The sequence below is a fragment of the Methylobacterium sp. Leaf104 genome, from assembly GCF_001422885.1.
Classification (GTDB): domain Bacteria; phylum Pseudomonadota; class Alphaproteobacteria; order Rhizobiales; family Beijerinckiaceae; genus Methylobacterium.
Window position 1 is genome coordinate 203,244 of the sequence record NZ_LMMZ01000001.1, and the last position, 22,138, is coordinate 225,381.

Below are 22,138 nucleotides of genomic sequence, written 5' to 3' on the forward strand. Positions count from 1 at the left end.
GGCCCGATGCGTCGCCGGTCGGCGACACGCGGAGCAAAGGCGCTCCGCACGCGGACGGCGTGAGTCCGGATCCCTTGGCATGAACGGCCCCTGCGGCCGCGAACCTCGAGACGCACTCCATGGCCAGCTTCAAGACCGTGATGAAATCCGGTCATCCTCCGACTCTGTTCGCCGCCTTCCTCTACTTCGATTTCTGCTTCGCGATCTGGGTGCTCAACGGCGCCATGGGTCCGTTCATCACCGAGACCTACAAGCTGACCCCGGCCCAGACCGGGTTCATGATCTCGCTGCCGATCCTGGCGGGCGCGATCATGCGCTTCCCGCTCGGGATCCTGGCCCAGTATATCGGCCGCAAGAACGCCGCCATCACAGAGATGACGGTGATCATGTTCGCGATGGCCTTCGGCTTCTTCTACGTGAACACCTACGACGAGGTGCTCGCCATGGGCGTGCTCCTCGGCATCGCCGGCGCCTCCTTCGGCGTCGCCCTGTCCCTCGGCTCGGGCTGGTTCCCCAAGGAGCACAAGGGTCTCGCGATGGGCATCGCCGGAGCCGGCAATTCCGGCACCGTGCTCGCCGTGCTGTTCGCGCCGCCCCTGGCCCAGGCCTATGGCTGGCAGACCGTCTACGGCTTTGCCGGCTGCGTCATGGCGATCCCCCTGATCGTGATGATCGTCTTCGCCAAGGAACCGCCGGACGCCGAGCACCAGTCCTTCAAGGAGCACGTCTCCTGCCTGTTCCAGAAGGACGGCTGGGCCTTCAACCTCATCTACATCATCACCTTCGGCGGCTTCATCGGCCTGTCGAACTTCCTGCCGACCTTCTTCTACGAGCAGTTCGCCGTGACCAAGGTCGAGGCCGGCCGCCTCACCATGCTGGCGGCCCTGATGGGCTCCGGCATCCGCGTCGTCGGCGGCTACTTCGCCGACCGGCTCGGCGGCATCCTGGTCCTGTCGGTGGTGCTGCTCGCCGCCGTCGGCTCGTTCCTGCTCCTCACGGCCTCGCCCTCGCTGGCGCTGACCACGGCGCTGTTCATGCTGTGCTTCGCCGCCCTCGGGGCCGGCAACGGCGCCCTGTTCCAGCTCGTGCCCCTGCGCTGGCCCGCCAACACGGCGGTGGCCGGCTCGATGATCGGCGAGGTCGGGGCCCTCGGCGGCGCGATCCTGCCCAACGTGATGGGCCTGTCGAAGCAGTATACCGGCTCCTTCGCCCTCGGCTTCGTCGGCTACGCGGTCTTCGCCGCCCTGGTGCTGGTCTGCCTGCTGGTGTGGCAGCGCAGATGGGTCGGCACCTGGGTCGGCCCGCGCGGCAAGGTGCTGGCGCCGAGCACGCCCGAGCGCGCCGAGGCCGGCCGGCTCGATCCGCTCACCGCCTGAGCCGCGGCGCCGGCCGGGACGCCCCGGGCGGACGATGTCCGCCCGGGGCGTCCGGCGCTCAGCCGATCTCCTCCGCCACCAGCGCGAAGGTCAGGACATCCACCGAAGCCGCGCCGCCGCGCAGGAGGACTCGCGCGGCGGCGTTGGCCGTCGCACCGGTGGTCATCACGTCGTCGATCAGGAGGAGGCGCCGGCCCTGCAATCGGGGCCGCATCGCCTCCGGCACCCGGAAGGCGCCCTGGAGGTTCGTCGCCCGGGCCGCCCGGCTGAGGCCCACCTGCGGGCGCGTCGCCTTCACGCGGGCGAGGTAGCCCGGCTCGGCAGGCCGCCCGGCGATGCGGCCGATCCGCCGCGCCAGGAGGGCGGCCTGGTTGAAGCGGCGCCGCCACAGGCGCCACCGGTGCAGCGGCACCGGCACGAGGCAATCCGCCCGGGTCAGGAGGTCGGCGCCGGCGCCCGCCATCATCCCGGCGAGCACGGGACCGAGATCCAGGCGGTCCTCGTATTTCAGGCGGTGGACGAGGTCGCGGGCGACGCCCTCGTAGAGCGCCACCGCCCGCGCCTGTCCGAAGACCGGCGGATCCGCGATGGCGCGCGGGGAGAGCAGGGTGCCGGTGCCGTGGTCGATGGCGAAGGGCGTGCCGAAGCGGGCGCAGCAGGGCTGCTCGATCAGCCGCAGGCCCGACCAGCAGCGCGCGCAGAGGGCGTGCGGGTCGGCGATGGCGCCGCCGCAGCCCGGGCAGGTCGGCGGATAGACCAGGGCGAGCGCGCCTCGAAGGGAGGCGCGCAGTCGGAGCGCGACGAGGCGGGCGGCGGGAGCCATGACGGCCACCCTACCACCCGCATCGCCGGGATACGATCTGTGATTGTGATCAGCGGGCCTGCTGCTGCGGCTGAGCCTGGTTCTGCTCGCGGTCGCGCTTGTTGGCCTGGTGGCGGCCGACGACGCAGCCCGCCGCGGCGCCGAGCACCCCATGGCCCGCCACGTGGCCGGCGACGCCGCCGACGAGGGCACCCTTGATGCAGCCCTTGGCCTCGGCGCCGGTGGCGGCGAGGCTGATCCCCGCGAGGGTGAGGGCCGCGCCGAACAGAATGGACTTCATGGCGTCTGATCTCCTCGATTCGTCGTCGAATCGCTGGGCCTCAACAGCGAGGGACGGAGTCACGTTCCGTCCCCTTTGCCGCTGGCGCGCACGATCCGGGCGCGCCATCTAGATCGTGATGATCGCGCCACCGCTGTTCGATACGGGCCTCGCCCGCCGCCGCCTCGCCCGTGCCCATCGGGCCGGCTATGCCGACTTCCTGCTGCGCAGGGTCGTCGACGATCTGGAGGACCGCCTCGGGGCGGTGCTGCGGACCTTCGCCGAGGCCGTCGATCTCGGCACTCCGTTGTCGCTCGCCGCCGAGCGCCTGCGCGATTCCGGCCGGGTCGGGCACCTCACCCGGCTCGCGCCCCGTGCGGAGGCCGGCGCGGTTCTCGCCGACCCCGAGGCCCTGCCGCTGGCGCCGGGCCGGTTCGACCTCGCCGTCTCGCTCCTCGCCCTGCAGCACGTCAACGACCTGCCCGGCGCCCTGACGCAGCTGCGCCGGACCCTGCGCCCCGACGGACTGTTCGTCGGCTGCCTCCTCGGCGGCCGGACCCTGACGGAGCTGCGGCAGGTCTTCGGGCAGGCGGAGAGCGAGGTCGAGGGCGGTGTCAGCCCGCGCGTCGCCCCCTTCGCCGAGGTCCGCGAGATGGGCAGCCTGCTGCAGCGGGCCGGCTTCGCCCTGCCGGTCACCGATGTCGAGACCGTCACGGTGCGCTATCGCGACCCCTTCGCGCTGATGCACGACCTGCGCGCCATGGGGCTGACCAACGTCCTGGTCGACCGCCGCCGTACCCCCCTGCGCCGCGACACGCTCCTGCGCGCCGCCGCCCTCTACGCCGAGCGCTTCGCCGATCCCGACGGGCGCATCCGCGCCAGCTTCGAGATCCTGTGGCTCTCGGGCTGGGCTCCGCACGAGAGCCAGCAGAAACCCCTGAAGCCCGGCAGCGCCCAGACGCGCCTCGCCGAGGCCCTGGGCACCACCGAACGCAAGCCCGAAGGACGAAACCCGTGAGACACGAACCATGAGACAGCCCGGACCCGACCATCCGATCACCATCGTCCCGCATCCGGGCCGGCTGCGGATCCGTCTCGCGGGGACGCTCCTCGCCGAGACCGAGTCCGCCCTCGTGCTCACCGAGGCGGACTATCCGCCGGTCTTCTACGTCCCGCGGGCCGACGCCCGCTGGGAGCACTTCGCCCCGAGCGCCCGCCGCAGCCATTGCCCGTACAAGGGCGATGCCAGCTACTTCACGCTGACGACACCGGAGGCCGAGCGGCCGGACGCGGTCTGGAGCTACGAGGCGCCCTATCCGGCGGTGGCGGCCATCGCCGGCCATCTCGCCTTTTACCCGGACAGGATCGACCCGATCGAGCAGGCCTGACGGAGCGCGGCCGTCAGTCCCGAACCTGGGACCAGAACGCGGCCTTGCGCCCGTGCAGGCGACGCAAGGTGCCGCGGTAGGCCTCCGGATCCTCCGTCAGGCCGTCGAGGGCGTCGAGGTAGCGGGCGGCGTGACCGTAGGCGGCGCTGCGCCCGTGCTCGAGGATGGAATCGATCAGCAGGCGGTAGAGCTCGGCCGCCGCCTCCGGCTGGGTCCGCTCCAGAGCCTCGGCGGCGGGCGCCAGGATCTCGTAGCGGGTGCCATCCCAGCTGCCGCGATGGGCCATGACCAGCCGGGCGGCGCGGTCCGAATTGGGCCAGTGGGTCAGGAAGGCCAGGGCTCGGTAGCGGTCCGGATGGGCCATCGCATGGTCGAAGGCGCGCTCCAGCGCCTCGTCGTCCTCGAAGTCGGGCAGCTTGGCGAGATAGGCCCGCAGCATCGCCGGATCGAGGTTGCGCCTGAAGGCCTCCCAGCGCAGGGCCTGCGCGGCCTCGGTCTGCCCGAGGCTGTCGAGGATGCGGATCTCCACGGCCTGACGCGCCCGCTCCGGGGCGTCATGGTCGAAATGCCCCGTGAGCAGGGCCTCCCGGGTGACCACCACCGGCCCGCGCTTCTGTGGCCGGCGGATCCAGTCCAACGCCTCCGCCGCCCGGCTCGCCGCCAGCAGCCGCTCGGCGATCCGCACCCGGTCCGGCTGCTCGGGGGACACCGCCTGCTCGAAGGCGATGAAGGCATCGACGTCGCCGGCCCGGTCGGCCAGGGCCTGGCGCATCCGCACGAGGCGGCTGCGGGCCAGCTGGGACGCCCAGGCCTTCTGTCCGCCGGTCCGGCCTTCCGGAGCCGGGGGCGTGGCCTCCGCGAGGGCGGCATCGAGGGGGGCCAGCGCCCCCTCGGGCAGCCGCGGGATCAGATCGTGCATCAGGGTTTCGACGAAGCCGTGGCCGTCCGCGCGGAGGCGGGTGACCAGCCCGGCGGCGACCCCCGCGGCCTCCTCCGCGGGCAGGTCGACGATCAGCGCGGCCGCCGCATCGGCCGCGCGCTCGTAGACGCCGTGGATGCGTCCGCTCGAATCCTCGGCGCGCCCGAGGACGTCGCCGGCGCCTCCGAGGAAGCGGATCAGCCGGTCGAGGGCCGATCGGGGATCCAGGGCGGCGAGCTCGGTCACCACGGTGGTGAGCATGGCGTCGAGGTCGGCCGCGAAGGCGCGCTGCTTCTGCCAGTCGATGTAGCCCTGGCCCCGCTCCAGGGCGGTGAGCCGCCGGTCGATCAGCGCCGCGATGGCGTCCGGCCCCTGCAGGCTCGCCACCGCCGCGGTCACCAGCTTCTTGAAGGTCGGGTTGCGCGCCGTCTCGGACAGGACGAGGCCGATCAGGCGCTCCAGCCCGAGTTCGGTCAGGGTCTCGGGGCTCGGCGTGGTCTTTCGCGATGCGCGCTTCGCCTTGGCCGGGGCGGACTTGGTCGCTTCGGACTTGGTCGCTTCGGACTTGCCATCTCCGGACTTGCCAGCGTCGGGCCTGCCGAGGACGGGCGGCCGACCGGCAGCCGCCTTCGTCGCCGGTTTCGCCGCTGCCCTGCGTGCCATGCGCCGCGCTCCTTCTCCCGGCGGGGCGGGGCGCGCCGCCGGGGATCTGTCTCTCAGAAGTGGATCAGGGGCCGAGCAGGTCCAGCAGGAAGGGGATCAGCGGCGCATCCGCCGGCGGCATCGGCTGGTCCTTGAGGTCGCGCGGGCGCACCCACTTGAGGGCCTGGCCTTCCAGGGGGCGCGGCAGGCCTTCCCAGCGCCGGCAGATGTAGAGCGGCATCAGGAGGTGGAAGTCCGGATAGGCGTGGCTCGCGAAGGTGAGGGGGGCGAGGCAGGCCTCCTGCACGCCGATGCCGAGCTCCTCGGCGAGCTCGCGGATCAGGGTCTCCTCCGGCCGCTCGCCCGGGTCGACCTTGCCGCCCGGGAATTCCCACAGGCCGGCGAGCTGCTTGCCCGGCGGGCGCTGGGCGAGGAGCACGCGTCCGTCGGCATCGACCAGGGCGACGGCGACCACGAGGAGGATGCGCAGGGGCGCGGCCGCCGCGGCGCTCACGGGGCGATCGCGAAGGTCGCGGCGACGTCGGCGGCGGTCTCGATCGTGCCGGCGACGAGGGGCACCGGAGCGCCGCCCCGCTTGGCCCGCATCGGCACGGGCGCCGCGAAGGCGATCGGCGGGGAGCTGCCCGCCGCCGGGGACTGGATCGACACCACCCGCCCGAGGGCGACGCCGGCCGCCTCGGCCAGCCGCTCGGCCTGGGCCCGCGCGTCCTTCATCGCCGCGCTGCGCATGGCGCTCTCGGCCGCATCGGGATCGCGCAGGCCGAAGCTGACGCCGTCGATGCGGTTCGCGCCGCCGTCGAGGGCCCGGCGCATCAGGTCGCCGAGGCGGCCCATATCGGCGAGGCGCACCCGCACCGTGTTGCTGGCCCGGTAGCCGTCCGGCTTTTCGGTGAAGGTCCCGTCGGCCTGGCGGACCGAGCGGGTAACCGGCTGCAGCGTCACGGCGGAGGTGCCGAGATCCGCCTCCGGCACCTGAAACTCGGCGGCCAGGACCAGGATCGCCTTGGCGGCTGTGCTGGCGCCGTCGAGGGCGACGGCGGGGGTCGCGCCCTTGGCCTCGACGCCGATCTCGACCGAGGCGAAGTCCGGCGCCACCTCGGAGCGGGCGCGCCCGACGACGCTGATCCGGCCCTCGGCCGGCCCCGGCCTGTCCTCGGCCCGAACCTCGCCACCGGCGCCGAGCAGCGCCAGCGCGAGGAGGCCGAACGCTCCGGCGCCCCTCATGAGCGGTAATCCCCGTTGATCTCGATGTAGAGCTTGGTCAGGTCGCAGGTCCAGACGCGCGCGCTGCCCTCGCCGAGGCCGAGGTCGACCCGCACGGTGACGTCGGGCGCGCGCATCACCGCGCTCGCAGCGTCCTCGCTGTAATCCGGGTCGCGGGCGCCCTCGCGGGCGACGCGCACGTCGCCGAACCAGATCGCGAGGCGGTCGCGGTCGGCCGGTTCGCCGGCCTTGCCGACGGCCATCACCACCCGGCCCCAATTGGCGTCCTCGCCCGCGATGGCGGTCTTCACCAGGGGCGAGTTGGCGATGGACATGGCGATCCGATGGGCCGAGGCGTCGCTGCTCGCGCCCGTGACCCGCACGGTGACGAACTTGCGGGCGCCCTCGCCATCCTTGGCGACGAGCTGGGCCAGCTCCACCAGGAGGTCGTCGAGGGCGGCGCGGAACGCGGACAGGCGCGGATCGTCGGGGGTGGAGATCGCGGCGTTGCCGGCGGCGCCCGTCGCGAACAGCATCAGGGTGTCGGAGGTGGAGGTGTCGCCGTCCACGGTCACGCAGTTGAAGCTCGTGGCCGTGCCGGCGGAGAGGAGCGCCTGGAGCACGTCCTGCGGCAGGGCGGCGTCGGTGAAGACGAAGCTCAGCATGGTGGCCATGTCGGGCGCGATCATGCCGGCGCCCTTGGCGATGCCGTTGAGGGTGACGGTGACGCCGTCGATCGTGGCCCGGCGGGTGGCGAGCTTGGGGAAGGTGTCGGTGGTCATGATCGCCTGGGCCGCCGCCGCCCAGGCCTCGGCACCGTCCTGGGTCCGGCCGGCGCAATCGGCGAGCACGCCCTCGAACTTGGTGGCGTCCAGGGGTTCGCCGATGACGCCCGTCGAGGCGACGAAGATCTCCTCGGGCCGGCACCGCGCCGCCTCGGCGGCGATCCGGGCCGTCAGCGCCACGGCCTCGCGCCCGCGCAGGCCCGTGAAGGCGTTGGCGTTGCCGGAATTCACCACGAGAGCGCGCGCCCCAGCGCTGCCCAGCGCCTCGCGGCACCAATCCACCGGGGCCGAGGGGCATTTCGAACGGGTGAACACGCCGGCGGCCTGCGTGCCCGCGGCGAGCGCCACGTAGAGCACGTCGGTACGGCCGGAATAGCGGATGCCCGCCTGCGCGGTCGCGAGCCCGACGCCGCGAATCGCCGGCAGCTCCGGCTGGGTCCGGGGCGCCAGCGGCGAGACGGGGGGGCTCTTGGCAGACGACATGGACGAGGCTCCGGATCTCTGCGGCCGTCTCGGGCGCGCGGCGTGGCCGGTGTTGCCCCGCCCGCGCCGCCTTCGTCAACCGCGACGAGCGTCATCTGGGCGTCGCATCCGGACCCGGCGCCTCAAGGCCTTGCGGATCAAGCACTTGCCCACCCTCGGCGGTGCAGCATCGCGGCCCGCCCCGGGCCTTCGGATCGACGGGCCGGGCGGGACGGGGAGGGTGGAATCCGAAAGTCGTCCGCGTATCGGGGAAGAGGGCTTGTCTGTTCGAGCGAACGTGACATAGCATGCTGCGACGCACAGTTTCCGAGGTGATCGGCACGGATGTCCAGGCGCGACGGGGGAGTCTCGACGATGGAACGACCGACTTCGCCGGGTGGCGCCTACGGCGTCCAGGTCCTGATCGCCGGCCGCCAGAAGCATTGGCGTGACGAGGTCTCGTCCCAGATCCGGCGGGCGGGCTTCGCGGCCACGACGGTGGATTGCGGCGTCGATGCGATGACGGTCCTGGCCCTGGGCCTGCCCGTCGATGTTCTCGTCACCGACGTGAGCCTGCAGGGCAAGCTCTGCTGCCAGAAACTCGCCCTGGAAGCCCGGGCGCTTCGCCCCGACCTGCGCATCGTCTTCGCCAGCGACCTCGAATCGCTGGCGAGCGAGGAAGACCCGACCCAGTGGCTCGAGGAACTGTTCGACGCCCAGTTCCCGGACGACCGCGACGGCCTGATCGCGGTCCGGCGCATCGACAACGTCGCCAGCACGGTGTGGGACGCCCTCCGCAGCCCTGCCTGATGCGCGGCGCCTCCGAGGCGCGACACGCGGATCCTTGATAGCTCGCAGTCGGGATCGTCCAGCTCCGCTCGGCGAGCCGGATACCCCAACAGCGTGACGGTTTTCTGACGATCGGCCCGGATCGTATCGGTTTCGGTCCCGGGCGGACAAAGCCCGCGCGCGGAGCTCGCGCGCGGACGCGAAGGCTTTCGGGCGTCGGATCGCGACGGCGTCTCGGACGCGATCCTCGCGGCGATCACTGTGCTTTGGGGGCGTCCGCCGGCTTCATCTCGGAATTCGACTTCGCATCCGTGTTCGTCGTGGCGCCCGTCGTCGGCTTGGCATCGGCGTTGGGCTTGGCCTTGCCGAGATAGACGTATTCCGGCGCGGCGCGGAGCTGATCCTTGTTGGTGTCGATCGTCGCCTTCAGGGTGGCGTCGTCGACGCGCACGAGCTTCATCGCGCTGGGGTCGATGGCGACGTACTTGGTGCCGAGGCCGAGGAAGCCGCCGACGCCGACCACCCAGGATTTCACGGTGTTCTTCTCGTCGAGCACCACGTCGGCGATCTCGCCGATGGTCTCGTTGGCGGCGTTCTGGATGGTGAGGCCGACGAGCTTCGAAGTGACCATGTCGCTCTTGTTCTGCACCACGAAGGTGGGGCGCAGATCGTTGGCGAGGGTAGCGGGGGCGGCCTGGACCGGTGCCGACGCGGCGGCGGGCGCGTTGGCATCCGGCGACTGGGCGAGGGCGAGGGTGGCGCTGGCAGCGAGGAGGGTCGTGCCGAGCAACAGGCTGCGCATGGGCGAAGTCTTTCGAAAAATCGAGCCGAAGGTCGAACGAGGGGTGCCGTGATGGCACACGCTCAAGTTCAGGCCTCCGCCAAAGGTTCCCGCGATACGGCATGGTGAATGGACGAACGCCGTTCCGGCCTTAGGTTCCTGGGGACAGGGGCGGCGGAACCGGTCCGCGCGCCCGCCAAGGGGTGCCGCACCATGTCGAACGCCATGTCGCCCGAGTCCCGCTTCGCGCTGCCGCGCCGTCACGCCCTGGCGGTCCTGGGCGGGGCCCTCGTCTGCGGCGTCCGCCCGGCCCTGGCCGATGCCGCCAAGGCGGGTGCCTTCGCCTTCGAGAAGCCGGAGGGCGGCACCCTGCCGCTCTCGGCCTATGCCGGCCGGCCCATCCTGGTGGTCAACACCGCCACGGCCTGCGGCTATGCCGGGCAATTCACCGGGCTGCAGGGCCTGTGGACCCGCTTCGGCGACCGGGGCCTCACCGTCATCGCGGTCCCGTCGCCCGATTTCGGCAATCAGGAGCCCCTTGACGGGGTCGCCATCGCGGAGGCGGCGCGCCGGAACCACGGCGTCACCTTCCCGGTGACCGCCAAGACCCATGTCCGGGGGCCGGCCGCGCATCCGTTCTACCGCTGGGCCGCCGCCGAGAAGCCCGGCAACGCGCCGGGCTGGAACTTCCACAAGTATCTCGTCGACCGGGACGGCAGCCTGATCGGCGCCTTCCCGTCCTCGGTCGAGCCCAACGATCCGCGCATCGTCACCGCGATCGCCAACGCGCTGCCCGCCGCCTGAGGCGTCAGCGCGGGATGTCCCGAGGCGGGCGAAGCGCCTCGGGTTTCGGCGGCGCGCGGCGGAGACGCCGCGGCCGTTCGGCGCTGCCGCGTGCCGGCGGCGAGGCGTAGTTCGACGCGAAGGGGTTGGCCGGCGTCCGATCGGCGCTGCCGAACAGGCTGAACTCGGCCCGGGCGCCGGAGCCCGCGCACAAAATCGTCACGAGAAGGGCGAGGAGGAGGGGGCGCATGCGGCTCCTGGGGCCGGCCGTCGTCGGCCGGAGCGATGGGGTCCCTTGCTCCGATACCGCAAGCCCCCACATCCGGCGAGAGGCGGGCCCCGGATCGCCGGAGGTTCCGGGCCGCCGCGGGATGGGTCGAGGGACGGGACGATGAAGCCGCACCGGTTCGAGCAGGCGGGGGCCGTCTTCGAGATCGCCTTCGAGCGGGCGCCCAAGGGCTGGGTCGCCCATATCCGCCGCGAAGACAGCGAGACCACCCACGCGATCGGATTCCCCGACGGGCCGGGCTACGATCCGGCGGACGTGCGCGGCTCGCTGATCGCGGGCTGCGAGGCGGCGCTTCCGAACCTGTCCTGGGCGCGCCCGACGCGGCACTGACGGGAACCTCCCGAAGCGCCCCGTGTTCGCCCTCCCACATGCGCTCGGCACCTGTGCCCGCGCGCGAAACGGGAAGGAACAGCCGATGTCCGAGATCACCTATCGCATCGTCGAGCACGACGGCGGCTTCGCCTACAAGGTCGGCGACGTGTTCTCCGAGACTTATCCGAGCCACGACGAGGCCCTGCAGGCGGCCCAGGCCGCCGCGGCCGAGCAGCAGGTTCCGGGCTCGACGGAGGGCATCCGCTACCAGGACAGCAAGGGCGCCTGGCACGACGAGACCGCCCAGGGTAACGACCGTCCCACCGCCCGCGTGGTCGATTGAGGGGCGGGGCCGGTTCCTGCGACGCTCAGGCCGAGCGTCGCCGGGCCGGGGTTCCGCTGGCGGACCATGCGGCCACGGCCACGTTCCGGCCGGGTTCCGCCTCCTGGCGCTGCCGGGCGCAGCCGGTGCGGTTCCGCCCGGCCGATTTCGCCCGGTAGAGGGCGGCATCGGCCGCCTCGAACAGGGCGGTCGGCGTCGCCGCGCCGTCGCGGCTCGCGGCGACGCCGATGCTGACCGTCACGTGGTTCAGTCCGTCGCCGCGCCCGGCATGGGGCAGGGCCAGTGCGTTCAGCGAGGCGTGGATCCGCTCGGCCAGGGCGATGGCGGCCTCGCTGTCGAGGCCGGGTAGCAGCAGAGCGAATTCCTCGCCGCCGTAGCGCGACACCAGATCGGCGGCACTGCCGGCCCCGGCGTTCAGGAGGCGCGAGATCGCGCACAGGCAGGCATCGCCCGCTCCGTGCCCGTAATGGTCGTTGAAGCGCTTGAAGTGGTCGACATCCACCAGAAGCAGCGCGAACGGGGCACCGTCCTGGGCGCCCTGCCACAGTTCGTCGAGGCGCTCGGAAAAGGCGCGCCGGTTGGCGAGGCCGGTCAACGGGTCGGTGGTCGAGAGGTGCGTGAGGCGCGCATTGGCGACGACGAGCTGCTGCGCCCGCAGGGATTCCCGTAACGTATAGAGATAGTTGCGCCGGTTGGCGCTCTCTATCTTGTGGGCGGCTCCGAGACTGAAGGCGATGCCCATCAGCATGTCGAGGCGGATCAGGTCCGCGAGGTCGGGGGCGAATTCCGGGTGGGCCGCGATGGCGAGGCAGCCGGCGAGCGCGGCCGAGCCCGAGACGACGCAGGCCCAGGTGAACCGGAGGGCCAGGCAGATGTTGGCGAAGATCACCGTCAGCCAGATCGCCGTGGCCGCGTGGGCGACGTTGGGTCCCTGCCCGAGCGAGAGGGTGGCCGTCGGGATCATCACCGCCGACAGGATGCCGAGGCCGCACAGGGCCTCCCGCGTCCGCGCGCTCACCCGGCCGAGAGCCACGAAGATCCCGAGCGCGATCGGCGTCATCACGCCGATCCGCAGGACGAGATTCAGCGTCGCGAGGTTGGGCGTCGTGACGTAGGCCGCCCAGGCATAGAGGTGGAAGACCGCAATGCCGATCAGGGTGGCGCGGCGTAGCTGCTGGACCCGCAGGCGGCCGGTCTCGGCCTCGAACCGGGCCTCGAGTTCGGCCGGGAAGGCGAGGCGCCAGCGCGTCGCCTGCAGGGTCTGCTCGATGAGCATCAGCAGGTGGTCGCTGGCGTGAAACGACACGGAGCCCGGATCGTCGGACGATCGGGCAGCAGATGAAGCGGTCACGCGCGACGAGATCCATGGGCGGGCGGGCGGCAAATGCCCCTGGACGCACCTTGCCAGCGACCCGTGTGGGCATGCTTTCCCCGATGCGTAAAATGCGACCGATCCGGTGCGCGCGGCCACCCCGCTCCCGGGGAGACCCCTCTTGCGGCGATGGGGGACCGAATGGACAATTGCCTCGCCGGCCCCACCTCGTGCATGCCTCGCCGAGAGCGGGGCGCACGCCGCGGCGGATTGGCCCCTCGAAGGGGCCGCCCGACGCCGCGTGCCCCGGTCCTTCCGCCTCCTGGAGCCTGCCCGTGACCGTCTCGAACCCGCGCCAGCCCGACCATGCCATCGACCCGCTCTTCATCGAGCGGTGGTCGCCGCGCGCCTTCACCGGCGAGGCGGTGCCGGAATCCGAATTGCTGCGGATGATCGAGGCCGCGCGCTGGGCGCCGTCCTCCTACAATTCGCAGCCCTGGCGCTTCGTCTACGCCCTGCGCGGCACGCCCGAATGGGAGACCTTCCTCGACCTTTTGGTGCCGGGAAACCGCAAGTGGGCGGAGGGCGCCGGCGCCCTCGTCATCCTCGTCTCGAGCAAGCTGATGAAGACCGGCGACGGGCTGAAGCCCTCGGCCAGCCATTCCCTCGACACCGGAGCCGCCTCGGCGAACTTCCAGCTCCAGGCGATCCGCCAGGGCTGGCACGTGCACGGCATGGGCGGGTTCGACAAGGAGCGCTCCGTCACCGTGCTCGCCGTGCCCCCGGACCATCAGGTCGAGGCGGCCTACGCGGTCGGGCGCGCGGCGAACCCGGCCGACCTCACCGAGGAGCAGCGGGCCAAGGAGGTGCCGAACGGCCGGCGCCCGATCACCGACTTCGCCTTCGCCGGCGCCTTCAAGGCCCGCGAAGCCTGAGCGGCCCGCCGTGCTGAGACCCGCACCCGACCATGCCGCGCTCGTCGCCGGTTTCGCCTGGGACGTCCCGGAGCGCTTCAACATCGGCGTCGATGTCTGCGACCGCTGGGCCGCGCGCGAGCCCGGCCGGGTCGCGATCCAGGAGGTCGTCGGCGCGCGGGTCTCGGAGATCAGCTTCGGGGACCTGCGGGACCGCTCCGACCGCCTGGCGGCCGGGTTGCGGATCCGGGGCGTCGTCCCCGGCGACCGCGTCGGCGTGCTGCTGCCGCAATCGGCCGCCGTGGTGATCGCGCACGCGGCCGCCTACAAGCTCGGGGCGATCGCGCTGCCGCTGGCCGGTTTGTTCGGACCGGACGCCCTGCGCTACCGGCTGACCGATGCCGGCGCGCGGGTCCTGATCACCGACGCGGCCGGCCTTGCCAAGATCGACGCGATCCGCGCCGACCTGCCGGCGCTCGAATGCGTCGTCTGCGTCGACGGCGCGCGGGGCCTGGCCCTCGGCTACGACGCCCTGCTGGCGGAGGCGCCGGACGGGTTCGTGCCGGTGGACACCCGGGCCGACGATCCCGCCCTGATGATCTACACCTCCGGCACGACCGGGCCGGCCAAGGGCGCGCTGCACGCCCACCGGGTGCTCCTGGGGCACCTGCCGGGCTTCTGCATGATGCACGACTTCCCGCCGAAGCCCGGCGACCGGATGTGGACCCCGTCCGACTGGGCCTGGGCCGGCGGCCTCCTCAACGCGACCCTGCCGAGCCTGCATTTCGGCGTGCCGGTGGTGGCCTGCCCGAGCTTCCGCTTCGAGCCGGAGGCCGCCTTCCGGCTGATCGCCGAGCGGGCCGTCACCCTCGCGTTCCTGCCGCCGACCGCCCTGCGCATGCTGCGCGGCGTCGCCGACCCGTGCGGGCGCTTCGACCTCGCGCGCCTGCGCAACATCGCCTCCGCCGGCGAGGCCCTGGGCCCCGAGACCTTCGACTGGGCGCGGCGCGAACTCGGGCTCACCATCGGCGAGGCCTACGGCCAGACCGAGTGCAACCTGGTCCTCGCCGCGTGCCGCTCGGCCGGCGTGGCACGGGCCGGCTCCACGGGGCGGCCGGTGCCGGGGCATCGGGTCGCGATCCTGCGGCCCGACGGCACCGAGACCGCCGACGACGAGCCGGGCGAGATCGCCATCGCCCGGCCCGACCCGGTGATGTTCCTGCGCTACTGGAACCAGCCGGAGGCGACCGCGAAGAAGTTCGCCGGCGACTGGATGCTCACCGGCGACACCGCCCGGCGCGACGCCGACGGCTACGTCCACTTCGTCGGGCGCGAGGACGACCTCATCACCTCGGCGGCCTACCGCATCGGCCCCACCGAGATCGAGGACTGCCTCGGCGCGCACCCCGCGGTGGCGCTGGCCGCCGCGGTGGGCAAGCCCGACCCGCTGCGCACCGAGATCGTGAAGGCCTTCGTCGTCCTGCGCCCGGGCTACACCGCCTCCGACGCGCTGGCCGCCGAGATCCAGGCCTTCGTGCGCACCCGCCTCTCCGCCCACGAGTACCCGCGCGAGATCGCGTTCCGGGACAGCCTGCCCATGACCACCACGGGCAAGATCATCCGGCGGCAGCTGCGCGACGCGGATTAGACCTGCGCCGGCCGCGCGAGGCCCCGGGGCGATCGGGTTCGGCGCGTCGTTGCGAGGCGGCGTTCAAGCAACGGGCGTCATCGCGTCATGATCATGCTGTCTAGGGCAGGCTTTCGACATCCCGTGCGGGATGGAAGCATCGACGATGCTTCGTCCTCTCGCGTGCGTGACGCCGATGATCGTGTTCTCTGTGGAGAAGTCAAATCCCGGCATTTAGGTTAATTGGGCACCCTAAGTAGTCGTTTGCCAGAAATATTGGGAAATCTCGCTTCCCCAATCCAGAAAATTTTCTTAAACAAATCGCGTTGAGACGATATTAAGAAACTGGGGGGGGCGCGATGGCAACGTTCAATGGTAGCAATGCTGACGATACGTATCTCGGCGGTAATGGCGACGACAACTATAATCTCGGCGAGGGGAACAACAGAGTCATCGATCTGGTCGGACGCAACGTGATCAATGCCGGATCTGGCAACGACCAGATCACGACCGGTGCGGGTGACGATCAGATCAATGCCGGAGACGGCCTGAACGTCATCGATGCGGGCGCGGGCAACAACACCATCAACGTCGGCTCGGGGGCCGATCGCATCGTCGCCGGCGCCGGCAACGACCAGATCAACGCCGGCGAGGGCGACAACACCGTCGATGCCGGGGACGGCCGGAACCAGGTCAATGCCGGCTCGGGCAACGACACCATCGTCACGGGCTCCGGCGACGACCAGATCAATGCCGGCGAGGGCAACAACGTCATCCGGGCCGGCGACGGCCGGAACACGATCAACACCGGTTCCGGCGCCGACCGCATCACCGCGGGCTCGGGCGACGACCAGATCAACGCCGGCGAGGGCAACAACGTCATCGACGCCGGCGGCGGCTCCAACCGCATCACCGCGGGCTCCGGTCACGACGTCATCACGGCCGGATCCGGCAACAACGAGATCTATGCCGGCGAGGGCAACAACACGATCACGGTCGGCAACGGCCTGAACCGCATCTACACCGGCTCCGGCGCCGACGTGATCACCACGGGTTCCGGCAACGACACCATCTATGCCGGCGGCGGCAACGACCGCGTGATCCTCGGCGGCGGCTCCGACCTCGTCTACCTCGGCGACGGCAACGACGTCGCGCGGCTCACCCTCGCCCAGAGCAAGGGCGGCGCGCATATCGATCTCTGGGGCGAGGGCGGCTCGGACACCCTCCAGCTCGTCCTCACCGCCGCCGAGGCGCAGGACGCGGCGGTGCTCGCCGACCTCCAGGGCTTCCAGAAGCATCTCGCCGGTGACGGCAACTGGATGTACCAGTTCAAGACCGCCGACATCGCGGTGCGGCAGTTCGAGAAGCTCGAGATCGTCGCCCCCGTCCTCGCGGCCGCCGACAAGGCGACCACGACGGAGGATGTCCCGGTCACGATCCAGGTTCTGGCCAACGACAAGGACCTGCTGGCGGCCAGCAACACGGCCCTGCACGTCACCGAAATCCTCGCCTCGGGCCTCCAGGGCACGGCCACGATCAGCCAGGACGGCAAGAGCGTCGTCTACGATCCGGGCCAGGCCTTTCAGTACCTCAAGGCCGGCGAGCAGGCCGACGTGACCTTCCAGTACAAGGTCGCCGACGACCAGGGCTTCGTCGACACCGCCTCCGTCACCGTCACGGTGACGGGCGTGGACGATGTCGCCGCGATCTCCGGCAAAGCGGTCGGTGCCGTCAAGGAAGACGGTGTCCTGAAGGCGTCCGGCACCCTCGCCGTGTCCGACCTCGATGCCGGCCAGAACCACTTCGCGGATGTCTCGGCCTCGGCGCTGCACGGCACCTACGGCGACTTCACCTTCAACGACGGGGCCTGGGACTACACCCTGCGCAACGGCGACGCCAACGTGCAGGCGTTGGCCACGGGACAGACGGTCTATGATACGCTCACCGTGAACTCGCAGGATGGAACGGCCAGCCAACAGATCAAAGTGAGCATTGCAGGGCAGGATGAGCCGGCGAAGGCCGGAAATCTGTTGGTCACCTTCGAAGATGTTCCTGGGACCAGCGCGGCCAACAATCAAAGTTACGGAGATATTTCAAATTACAAAGGTTTCAAATGGGATTCTGCTTCGAGTGGCAGCTACGAAATGATCGCGATGCATGAAAATTACGGTTACTCGGGTGTGGCCAACAACAGTCAAGGTTCAGGATCGTTCGTGGGCTTGAACAACTACTTTGGGGCGACCCCGACAACGATCAGCCGAGCCGATGGAGCAGACTTCGAATTTCAGAGCGGTTATTTCGCCGACCTCAATCTACAGAACTCGCATGTGGACCTGCAGGGCTTCAATAACGGCGTCCTCGTCGGCGAAAAGGTGCTCGATCTGGGTCGGAGCACGAAAGTCGAAGTCGACTGGGGGCACATCGACCAGCTCGTGCTGAATCACACCGGAGGCAGTGGGATTCTCGTTATGGACGATCTGCTGTTCATGGTCTGAAGTGACTGTCTCGTCTGCATTGATGCATTGAAGATTTGGGTCGCCGGAAACGGCGGCCCATTTCATTTAAATGCTCCATTCCGGTTCATGTGCGCGGTCGATACGCCGTCGGCGACGGGCACGGCGCGGATCGTGTCCCGCCAGGGCTCGCGTCCTGCCTCCCGGTCGAGCGGGGGGGCGGGAGGTGTGGACCGTATCGCCTGCCGCTTCGTTCGGGATGGATCGTCGGACGTGATGGCCCGAACCCGCGTCAGGCAGACCGCAGCGCATCGGAACCAATTCGCATAAAGACATCTTTATATCTTGATTGCCTCCGCCGCCTGGTCCTGCTATGGCCTGCGCCAGCCCGCAGCCAGACCACGGAGGAAGTACCCATGGCCCAGGATTACATCGTCAAGGACATCGGCCTGGCCGATTACGGCCGCAAGGAGATCTCGATCGCCGAGACCGAGATGCCGGGCCTGATGGCCACCCGCGAGGAGTTCGGTCCGTCGCAGCCCCTGAAGGGCGCGAAGATCGCCGGCTCGCTGCACATGACGATCCAGACGGCCGTGCTGATCGAGACCCTGAAGGCGCTCGGCGCCGACATCCGCTGGGTCTCCTGCAACATCTACTCGACCCAGGACCACGCCGCCGCCGCCATCGCGGCCGCCGGCATCCCGGTCTTCGCCATCAAGGGCGAGACCCTGGAGGAGTACTGGGACTACACCTCGAAGCTGTTCGACTGGCATGACGGCGGCATGCCGAACATGATCCTCGACGACGGCGGCGACGCCACCATGTTCGTGCACCTGGGCCTGCGCGCCGAGAACGGCGACACCGCCTTCCTCGACAAGCCGGAATCGGAGGAGGAGGAGATCTTCTTCGCGCTCCTCAAGAAGAAGCTCGCCGAGAAGCCGAAGGGCTGGTTCGCGGGTCTCGCCGACTCGATCAAGGGCGTCTCGGAAGAGACCACCACGGGCGTGCACCGCCTCTACAACCTCGCCAAGGAGGGCAAGCTGCTCTTCCCGGCCATCAACGTGAACGACGCCGTCACCAAGTCGAAGTTCGACAACCTCTACGGCTGCCGCGAGTCGCTGGTCGACGGCATCCGCCGCGGCACCGACGTCATGATGGCCGGCAAGGTCGCCATGGTCGCGGGCTTCGGCGATGTCGGCAAGGGCTCGGCCTCCAGCTTGCGCCATGCCGGCTGCCGCGTCCTCGTCTCCGAGGTCGATCCGATCTGCGCGCTCCAGGCCGCGATGGAAGGCTACGAGGTCGTGACGATGGAGGACGCCGCCCCGCGCGCCGACATCTTCGTCACCGCGACGGGCAACAAGGACATCATCACCATCGAGCACATGCGGGCGATGAAGGACCGCGCCATCGTGTGCAACATCGGCCACTTCGACAACGAGATCCAGGTCGCCGGCCTGAAGAACCTTCAGTGGTCCAACATCAAGCCGCAGGTGGACGAGATCACCTTCCCCGACGGCCACCGCATCATCCTCCTGTCGGAGGGTCGCCTGGTGAATCTCGGCAACGCCACCGGCCACCCCTCTTTCGTGATGTCGGCCTCGTTCACCAACCAGACGCTGGCCCAGATCGAGCTCTGGACCAACCCGGGCAAGTACGAGAAGCAGGTCTACACCCTGCCCAAGGCCCTCGACGAGAAGGTGGCGCTCCTCCACCTCGAGAAGATCGGCGTGAAGCTCTCCAAGCTGCGCCCCGACCAGGCCGCCTATATCGGCGTCTCCGAGAACGGCCCGTTCAAGCCCGACCACTACCGCTACTGAAACCCGCTCCGGCGCCCCTCTCGGGGCGCCGCGACGAACGACAGCGAAGCCCGGCCCCGTGCCGGGCTTCCGCGCGTCCGGGCCCCGCCCGCCGCGCCTGCGCAGTGTGGCTTTTCTGCGCCCCTGCGCGGCCATCGCCCCCGAAGCCTCCAAAGTTAAGCTTAACCCTCTTCCGGGACGATTCCGCCTCGCGCTAGTGTGGGCTGATTCCTCAGATGGAGTGGCTCGCAGCCGGCCTCCGGGCGGTTGCGGGATGGGCGCCCTTCGGCGTCTCATCGAAGATTCGTGGAGGCGGGACGGATCATGAGGGTCGAACCAACGGCGCGCGCCCTGCTGTGCGCCGGCTCTCTCGTCGTCGCCGTGCGACCGGCCTGGGCGGCCGGGACGGGGATGGATGCCAGCGCCGCCGCCTCGGGATTCGGGCAACACACGCACAACGCCGCCGGTCTCGCGATCCTGATCGGGCTGACGGTGTTCTCCACCATCGTCGCCCTGCTGCACATGCGCGAGCGCAGCCGCTGGACCCGGCGCGAGCGCGACCTCGTCACGGAGCTGTCGGCCCTGCGGGAGTCCCACGACCGTGCCGAGATGCTCCTGAACGCCGAGCGTCAGGTCCTCGTCACCTGGTCGGGCCGCGGGGCGCCGGCCATCGAGGGCGATGTCGGCCTCATCGACGGCCGGCGCTCGCCCGGCGACGCCGACCTCGGCGTGCCCGCCTTCGAGACCTGGCTGCATGCGGTGGACGCCGATGCCCTGAACACGGCGGTCGAGGCGCTCCGCGCCCGAGGCGCCGGCTTCCGCCTGAGCCTGCGCACCCAGTCGGGCCGCTTCATCGACGCGCACGGGCAGGCCCTGTCCGGCCGCGCGATCCTGCGGCTGCGGGAGACCACGGACGAGAAGCGCGAACTGATCGACCTGCGCCTTACCCTGCACGAGGCCAAGCGCGGACTCTCGGCGCTCGGCAGCCTCCTCGACGCGATCCCGCAGCCGGTCTGGCGCCGCAACCGCGACGGCGTCCTCGCCTGGGTCAACCTCGCCTACGTGGCGGCGGTGGAGGCGGGCACCCGCGAGCGCGCCCTGGAGGGCGGCGTCGAGCTCCTCGACCGGCAGGCCCGGGAACTCATCGCCCGGGACGAGGCCGCGCGCCCGACGGCCGGGGGACGTGCGGCCCACCGCCTGTCCGCCGTCGTGGCGGGCGGACGCCGGACCCTCGACGTCACCGAGAGCGCCATCGAGACCGGCCGCGTCGGCATCGCCGTCGACGTCTCGGAGCTCGAGAGCGTGCGGGCCGACCTCCAGCGCCAGATGGACGCCAACGTCCGCACCCTGGACCAGCTGCCCACCGCCGTGGCGATGTTCGACGCCCGTCAGCGCCTGATCTTCCACAACGCCGCCTACCGGCAGCTCTGGGACCTCGACCCGGCCTTCCTCGACGGCCGTCCCTTGGACGGCGAGATCCTCGACCGGCTGCGGGCCGCCCGCAAGCTGCCCGAGCAGGCCGACTTCAAGTCCTGGAAGGCCGACGTGCTCGCCGCCTACCGCGCCGTGGAGGCCAACGAGGCCTGGTGGTACCTGCCCGACGGGCGCTCGCTGCGGGTCGTCGCCGATCCCAACCCGCAGGGCGGCCTGACCTACCTGTTCGACGACGTCTCGGAGAACATGAAGCTCGAATCCCGCTACAACGCCCTGATGCGGGTGCAGGCCGAGACCCTCGACACCCTCAAGGAGCCGGTGGCGGTGTTCGGCGCCGACGGCCGCCTGACCTTCGCCAACCGCGCCTTCGCCACCCTGTGGCGCCTCGACCCCGAGACCCTGCGCGAGCGCCCCCGGGTCGATGCCGTCATCGCCGCCTGCCAGACCCTCTCGCCCGACGAGGACCCGTGGATCGACATCCGCGGCGCCATCACCGGCCTGGAGAGCCGGGCCGGGCTGACCTGCCGCCTGGAGATCGTCGACGGCACCGTGCTCGACTGCGCCGCCCAGCCGCTGCCCGAGGGCGCGACGCTGCTCACGCTCATCGACGTCACCGCCAGCGTGAACGTGGAGCGCGCGCTCACGGACAAGAACGACGCCCTGGAGCGCACCTCGCAGCTGCGCGACACCTTCGTGAACCACGTCTCCTACGAGCTGCGCTCGCCGCTCACCAACATCATCGGCTTCACCCAGCTCCTCGGCGACGAGACGGTCGGCGCCCTGAACGAGCGCCAGCGCGAGTATTCCGGGCACATCATGCGCTCCTCGGGAGCGCTGCTCGTGATGATCAACGACATCCTCGACCTCGCCTCCATCGACGCCGGCTCCCTCGAACTCACCCGCGAGGTGGTCGATGTCCGCGCCACCGTCGACGCCGCCGTGCGCGGCCTGGAGGACCGGCTCGCCGATTCCGCCATCACCCTCGCCCTCGACGTGCCCGACGACGTCGGCACCTTCGTCGCCGACGGCAAGCGCGTGCGCCAGATCCTGTTCAACCTCCTGTCCAACGCCGTCGGCTTCTCGGCGCCGGGCCAGCAGGTCCGCGTGGAGGTCCGCCGCGACGCCGCCGAGCTCACCCTGGCGGTGGCCGACCAGGGCCAGGGCATGCCGCCCGACGTCGCCGCCCGGGTCTTCGACCGGTTCGAGAGCCACACGCTGGGCACCCGCCACCGCGGCGTCGGCCTCGGCCTGTCGATCGTGCGCTCCTTCGTGGAGCTGCACGGCGGGCGGGTCAGCCTGGTTTCGGCCCCCGGGGCCGGCACCCGCGTCACCTGCACCTTCCCGATCACCGAGCCGACCGCGCACCGGGACGCCGCCGAGTAGGGGGCGTCCCGGGGCTAATCCCCATGGAGCCTTCGCCCCGCCCG

Annotated in this window: 21 protein-coding genes; 12 read left to right on the forward strand and 9 right to left on the reverse strand. The window is 70.8% G+C overall.

The window, feature by feature from the left end:
• The first annotated feature begins 119 nt into the window (after positions 1–119).
• Positions 120–1,376, forward strand: coding sequence for an MFS transporter (locus ASF49_RS00940; RefSeq protein WP_056466318.1), 1,257 nt, complete (start codon positions 120–122; stop codon positions 1,374–1,376).
• Positions 1,377–1,434: 58 nt separating this feature from the next.
• Here the strand turns inward: ASF49_RS00940 and ASF49_RS00945 are convergent, their stop codons facing one another.
• Together ASF49_RS00945 and ASF49_RS00950 are read right to left on the reverse strand one after the other, a co-directional pair.
• Entirely contained in the window at positions 1,435–2,199 is a 765-nt protein-coding gene (locus tag ASF49_RS00945) for a ComF family protein (protein ID WP_056467879.1), read from the reverse strand.
• 49 nt (positions 2,200–2,248) lie between these two features.
• Positions 2,249–2,479 (reverse strand): hypothetical protein, encoded by a 231-nt coding sequence (locus tag ASF49_RS00950; RefSeq protein WP_056466319.1) that lies wholly within the window; start codon positions 2,477–2,479, stop codon positions 2,249–2,251.
• A gap of 118 nt (positions 2,480–2,597) precedes the next feature.
• On the opposite strand from ASF49_RS00950, the gene ASF49_RS00955 reads away from it, so the two are divergent.
• Entirely contained in the window at positions 2,598–3,476 is an 879-nt protein-coding gene (locus ASF49_RS00955; protein ID WP_056466322.1) for a methyltransferase domain-containing protein, read from the forward strand.
• Positions 3,477–3,486: 10 nt separating this feature from the next.
• Entirely contained in the window at positions 3,487–3,846 is a 360-nt protein-coding gene (locus ASF49_RS00960) for a DUF427 domain-containing protein (RefSeq protein ID WP_056466325.1), read from the forward strand.
• Positions 3,847–3,859: 13 nt separating this feature from the next.
• Here ASF49_RS00960 and ASF49_RS00965 read toward each other — a convergent pair whose 3' ends face one another.
• The 4 genes from ASF49_RS00965 to argJ all read right to left on the reverse strand — a co-directional run bounded on the left by ASF49_RS00965 (position 3,860) and on the right by argJ (position 7,899).
• A complete protein-coding gene (locus ASF49_RS00965; RefSeq protein WP_243214347.1) occupies positions 3,860–5,428 on the reverse strand; it encodes a DUF6880 family protein in 1,569 nt (522 codons plus the stop codon).
• 64 nt (positions 5,429–5,492) lie between these two features.
• Positions 5,493–5,921: a (deoxy)nucleoside triphosphate pyrophosphohydrolase gene (locus ASF49_RS00970; RefSeq protein WP_056466328.1), complete on the reverse strand. Its 429-nt coding sequence runs from the start codon at positions 5,919–5,921 to the stop codon at positions 5,493–5,495.
• A complete protein-coding gene (locus ASF49_RS00975; RefSeq protein ID WP_056466331.1) occupies positions 5,918–6,652 on the reverse strand; it encodes an SIMPL domain-containing protein in 735 nt (244 codons plus the stop codon). Before ASF49_RS00975 ends, ASF49_RS00970 begins: the two co-directional genes overlap by 4 nt.
• On the reverse strand, positions 6,649–7,899 hold the full coding sequence (gene argJ / locus ASF49_RS00980; RefSeq protein WP_056466334.1) for a bifunctional glutamate N-acetyltransferase/amino-acid acetyltransferase ArgJ: 1,251 nt from the start codon (positions 7,897–7,899) through the stop codon (positions 6,649–6,651). Before argJ ends, ASF49_RS00975 begins: the two co-directional genes overlap by 4 nt.
• 354 nt (positions 7,900–8,253) lie before the next feature.
• On the opposite strand from argJ, the gene ASF49_RS00985 reads away from it, so the two are divergent.
• The gene (locus ASF49_RS00985; RefSeq protein ID WP_056466337.1) at positions 8,254–8,688 is read left to right on the forward strand and encodes a hypothetical protein; all 435 of its coding nucleotides are present in this window, start codon (positions 8,254–8,256) and stop codon (positions 8,686–8,688) included.
• Positions 8,689–8,923: 235 nt separating this feature from the next.
• Here the strand turns inward: ASF49_RS00985 and ASF49_RS00990 are convergent, their stop codons facing one another.
• Complete coding sequence (locus tag ASF49_RS00990; protein ID WP_056466340.1) at positions 8,924–9,469, reverse strand: PRC-barrel domain-containing protein; 546 nt, start codon at positions 9,467–9,469, stop codon at positions 8,924–8,926.
• A gap of 192 nt (positions 9,470–9,661) precedes the next feature.
• Between ASF49_RS00990 and ASF49_RS00995 the strand changes: the two genes are divergently transcribed.
• Positions 9,662–10,252 (forward strand): glutathione peroxidase, encoded by a 591-nt coding sequence (locus ASF49_RS00995; protein WP_243214344.1) that lies wholly within the window; start codon positions 9,662–9,664, stop codon positions 10,250–10,252.
• A gap of 4 nt (positions 10,253–10,256) precedes the next feature.
• Here the strand turns inward: ASF49_RS00995 and ASF49_RS23425 are convergent, their stop codons facing one another.
• Positions 10,257–10,481 carry a hypothetical protein gene (locus tag ASF49_RS23425; protein WP_056466343.1) on the reverse strand — a complete coding sequence of 75 codons (225 nt, stop codon included), beginning with the start codon at positions 10,479–10,481 and terminating at the stop codon, positions 10,257–10,259.
• Between the two features lie 141 nt (positions 10,482–10,622).
• On the opposite strand from ASF49_RS23425, the gene ASF49_RS01005 reads away from it, so the two are divergent.
• Complete coding sequence (locus ASF49_RS01005) at positions 10,623–10,850, forward strand: hypothetical protein (protein ID WP_056466346.1); 228 nt, start codon at positions 10,623–10,625, stop codon at positions 10,848–10,850.
• An 85-nt stretch (positions 10,851–10,935) separates the two neighbouring features.
• A complete protein-coding gene (locus ASF49_RS01010; RefSeq protein WP_055947672.1) occupies positions 10,936–11,175 on the forward strand; it encodes a hypothetical protein in 240 nt (79 codons plus the stop codon).
• A 25-nt stretch (positions 11,176–11,200) separates the two neighbouring features.
• Here ASF49_RS01010 and ASF49_RS01015 read toward each other — a convergent pair whose 3' ends face one another.
• On the reverse strand, positions 11,201–12,481 hold the full coding sequence (locus ASF49_RS01015) for a GGDEF domain-containing protein (RefSeq protein ID WP_056466349.1): 1,281 nt from the start codon (positions 12,479–12,481) through the stop codon (positions 11,201–11,203).
• Positions 12,482–12,822: 341 nt separating this feature from the next.
• Here ASF49_RS01015 and ASF49_RS01020 point away from each other — a divergent pair, with 341 nt between their 5' ends.
• From ASF49_RS01020 to ASF49_RS01040, 5 genes are all read left to right on the forward strand, one after another.
• A complete protein-coding gene (locus ASF49_RS01020; RefSeq protein WP_056466351.1) occupies positions 12,823–13,422 on the forward strand; it encodes a nitroreductase family protein in 600 nt (199 codons plus the stop codon).
• A 10-nt stretch (positions 13,423–13,432) separates the two neighbouring features.
• A complete protein-coding gene (locus ASF49_RS01025; protein ID WP_056466355.1) occupies positions 13,433–15,049 on the forward strand; it encodes an AMP-binding protein in 1,617 nt (538 codons plus the stop codon).
• A gap of 338 nt (positions 15,050–15,387) precedes the next feature.
• Complete coding sequence (locus ASF49_RS01030) at positions 15,388–17,523, forward strand: VCBS domain-containing protein (RefSeq protein WP_056466358.1); 2,136 nt, start codon at positions 15,388–15,390, stop codon at positions 17,521–17,523.
• Between the two features lie 374 nt (positions 17,524–17,897).
• Entirely contained in the window at positions 17,898–19,298 is a 1,401-nt protein-coding gene (ahcY, locus tag ASF49_RS01035) for an adenosylhomocysteinase (protein ID WP_056466360.1), read from the forward strand.
• A 303-nt stretch (positions 19,299–19,601) separates the two neighbouring features.
• Positions 19,602–22,094, forward strand: coding sequence for a sensor histidine kinase (locus ASF49_RS01040; protein ID WP_056467885.1), 2,493 nt, complete (start codon positions 19,602–19,604; stop codon positions 22,092–22,094).
• Positions 22,095–22,138 lie beyond the last annotated feature (44 nt).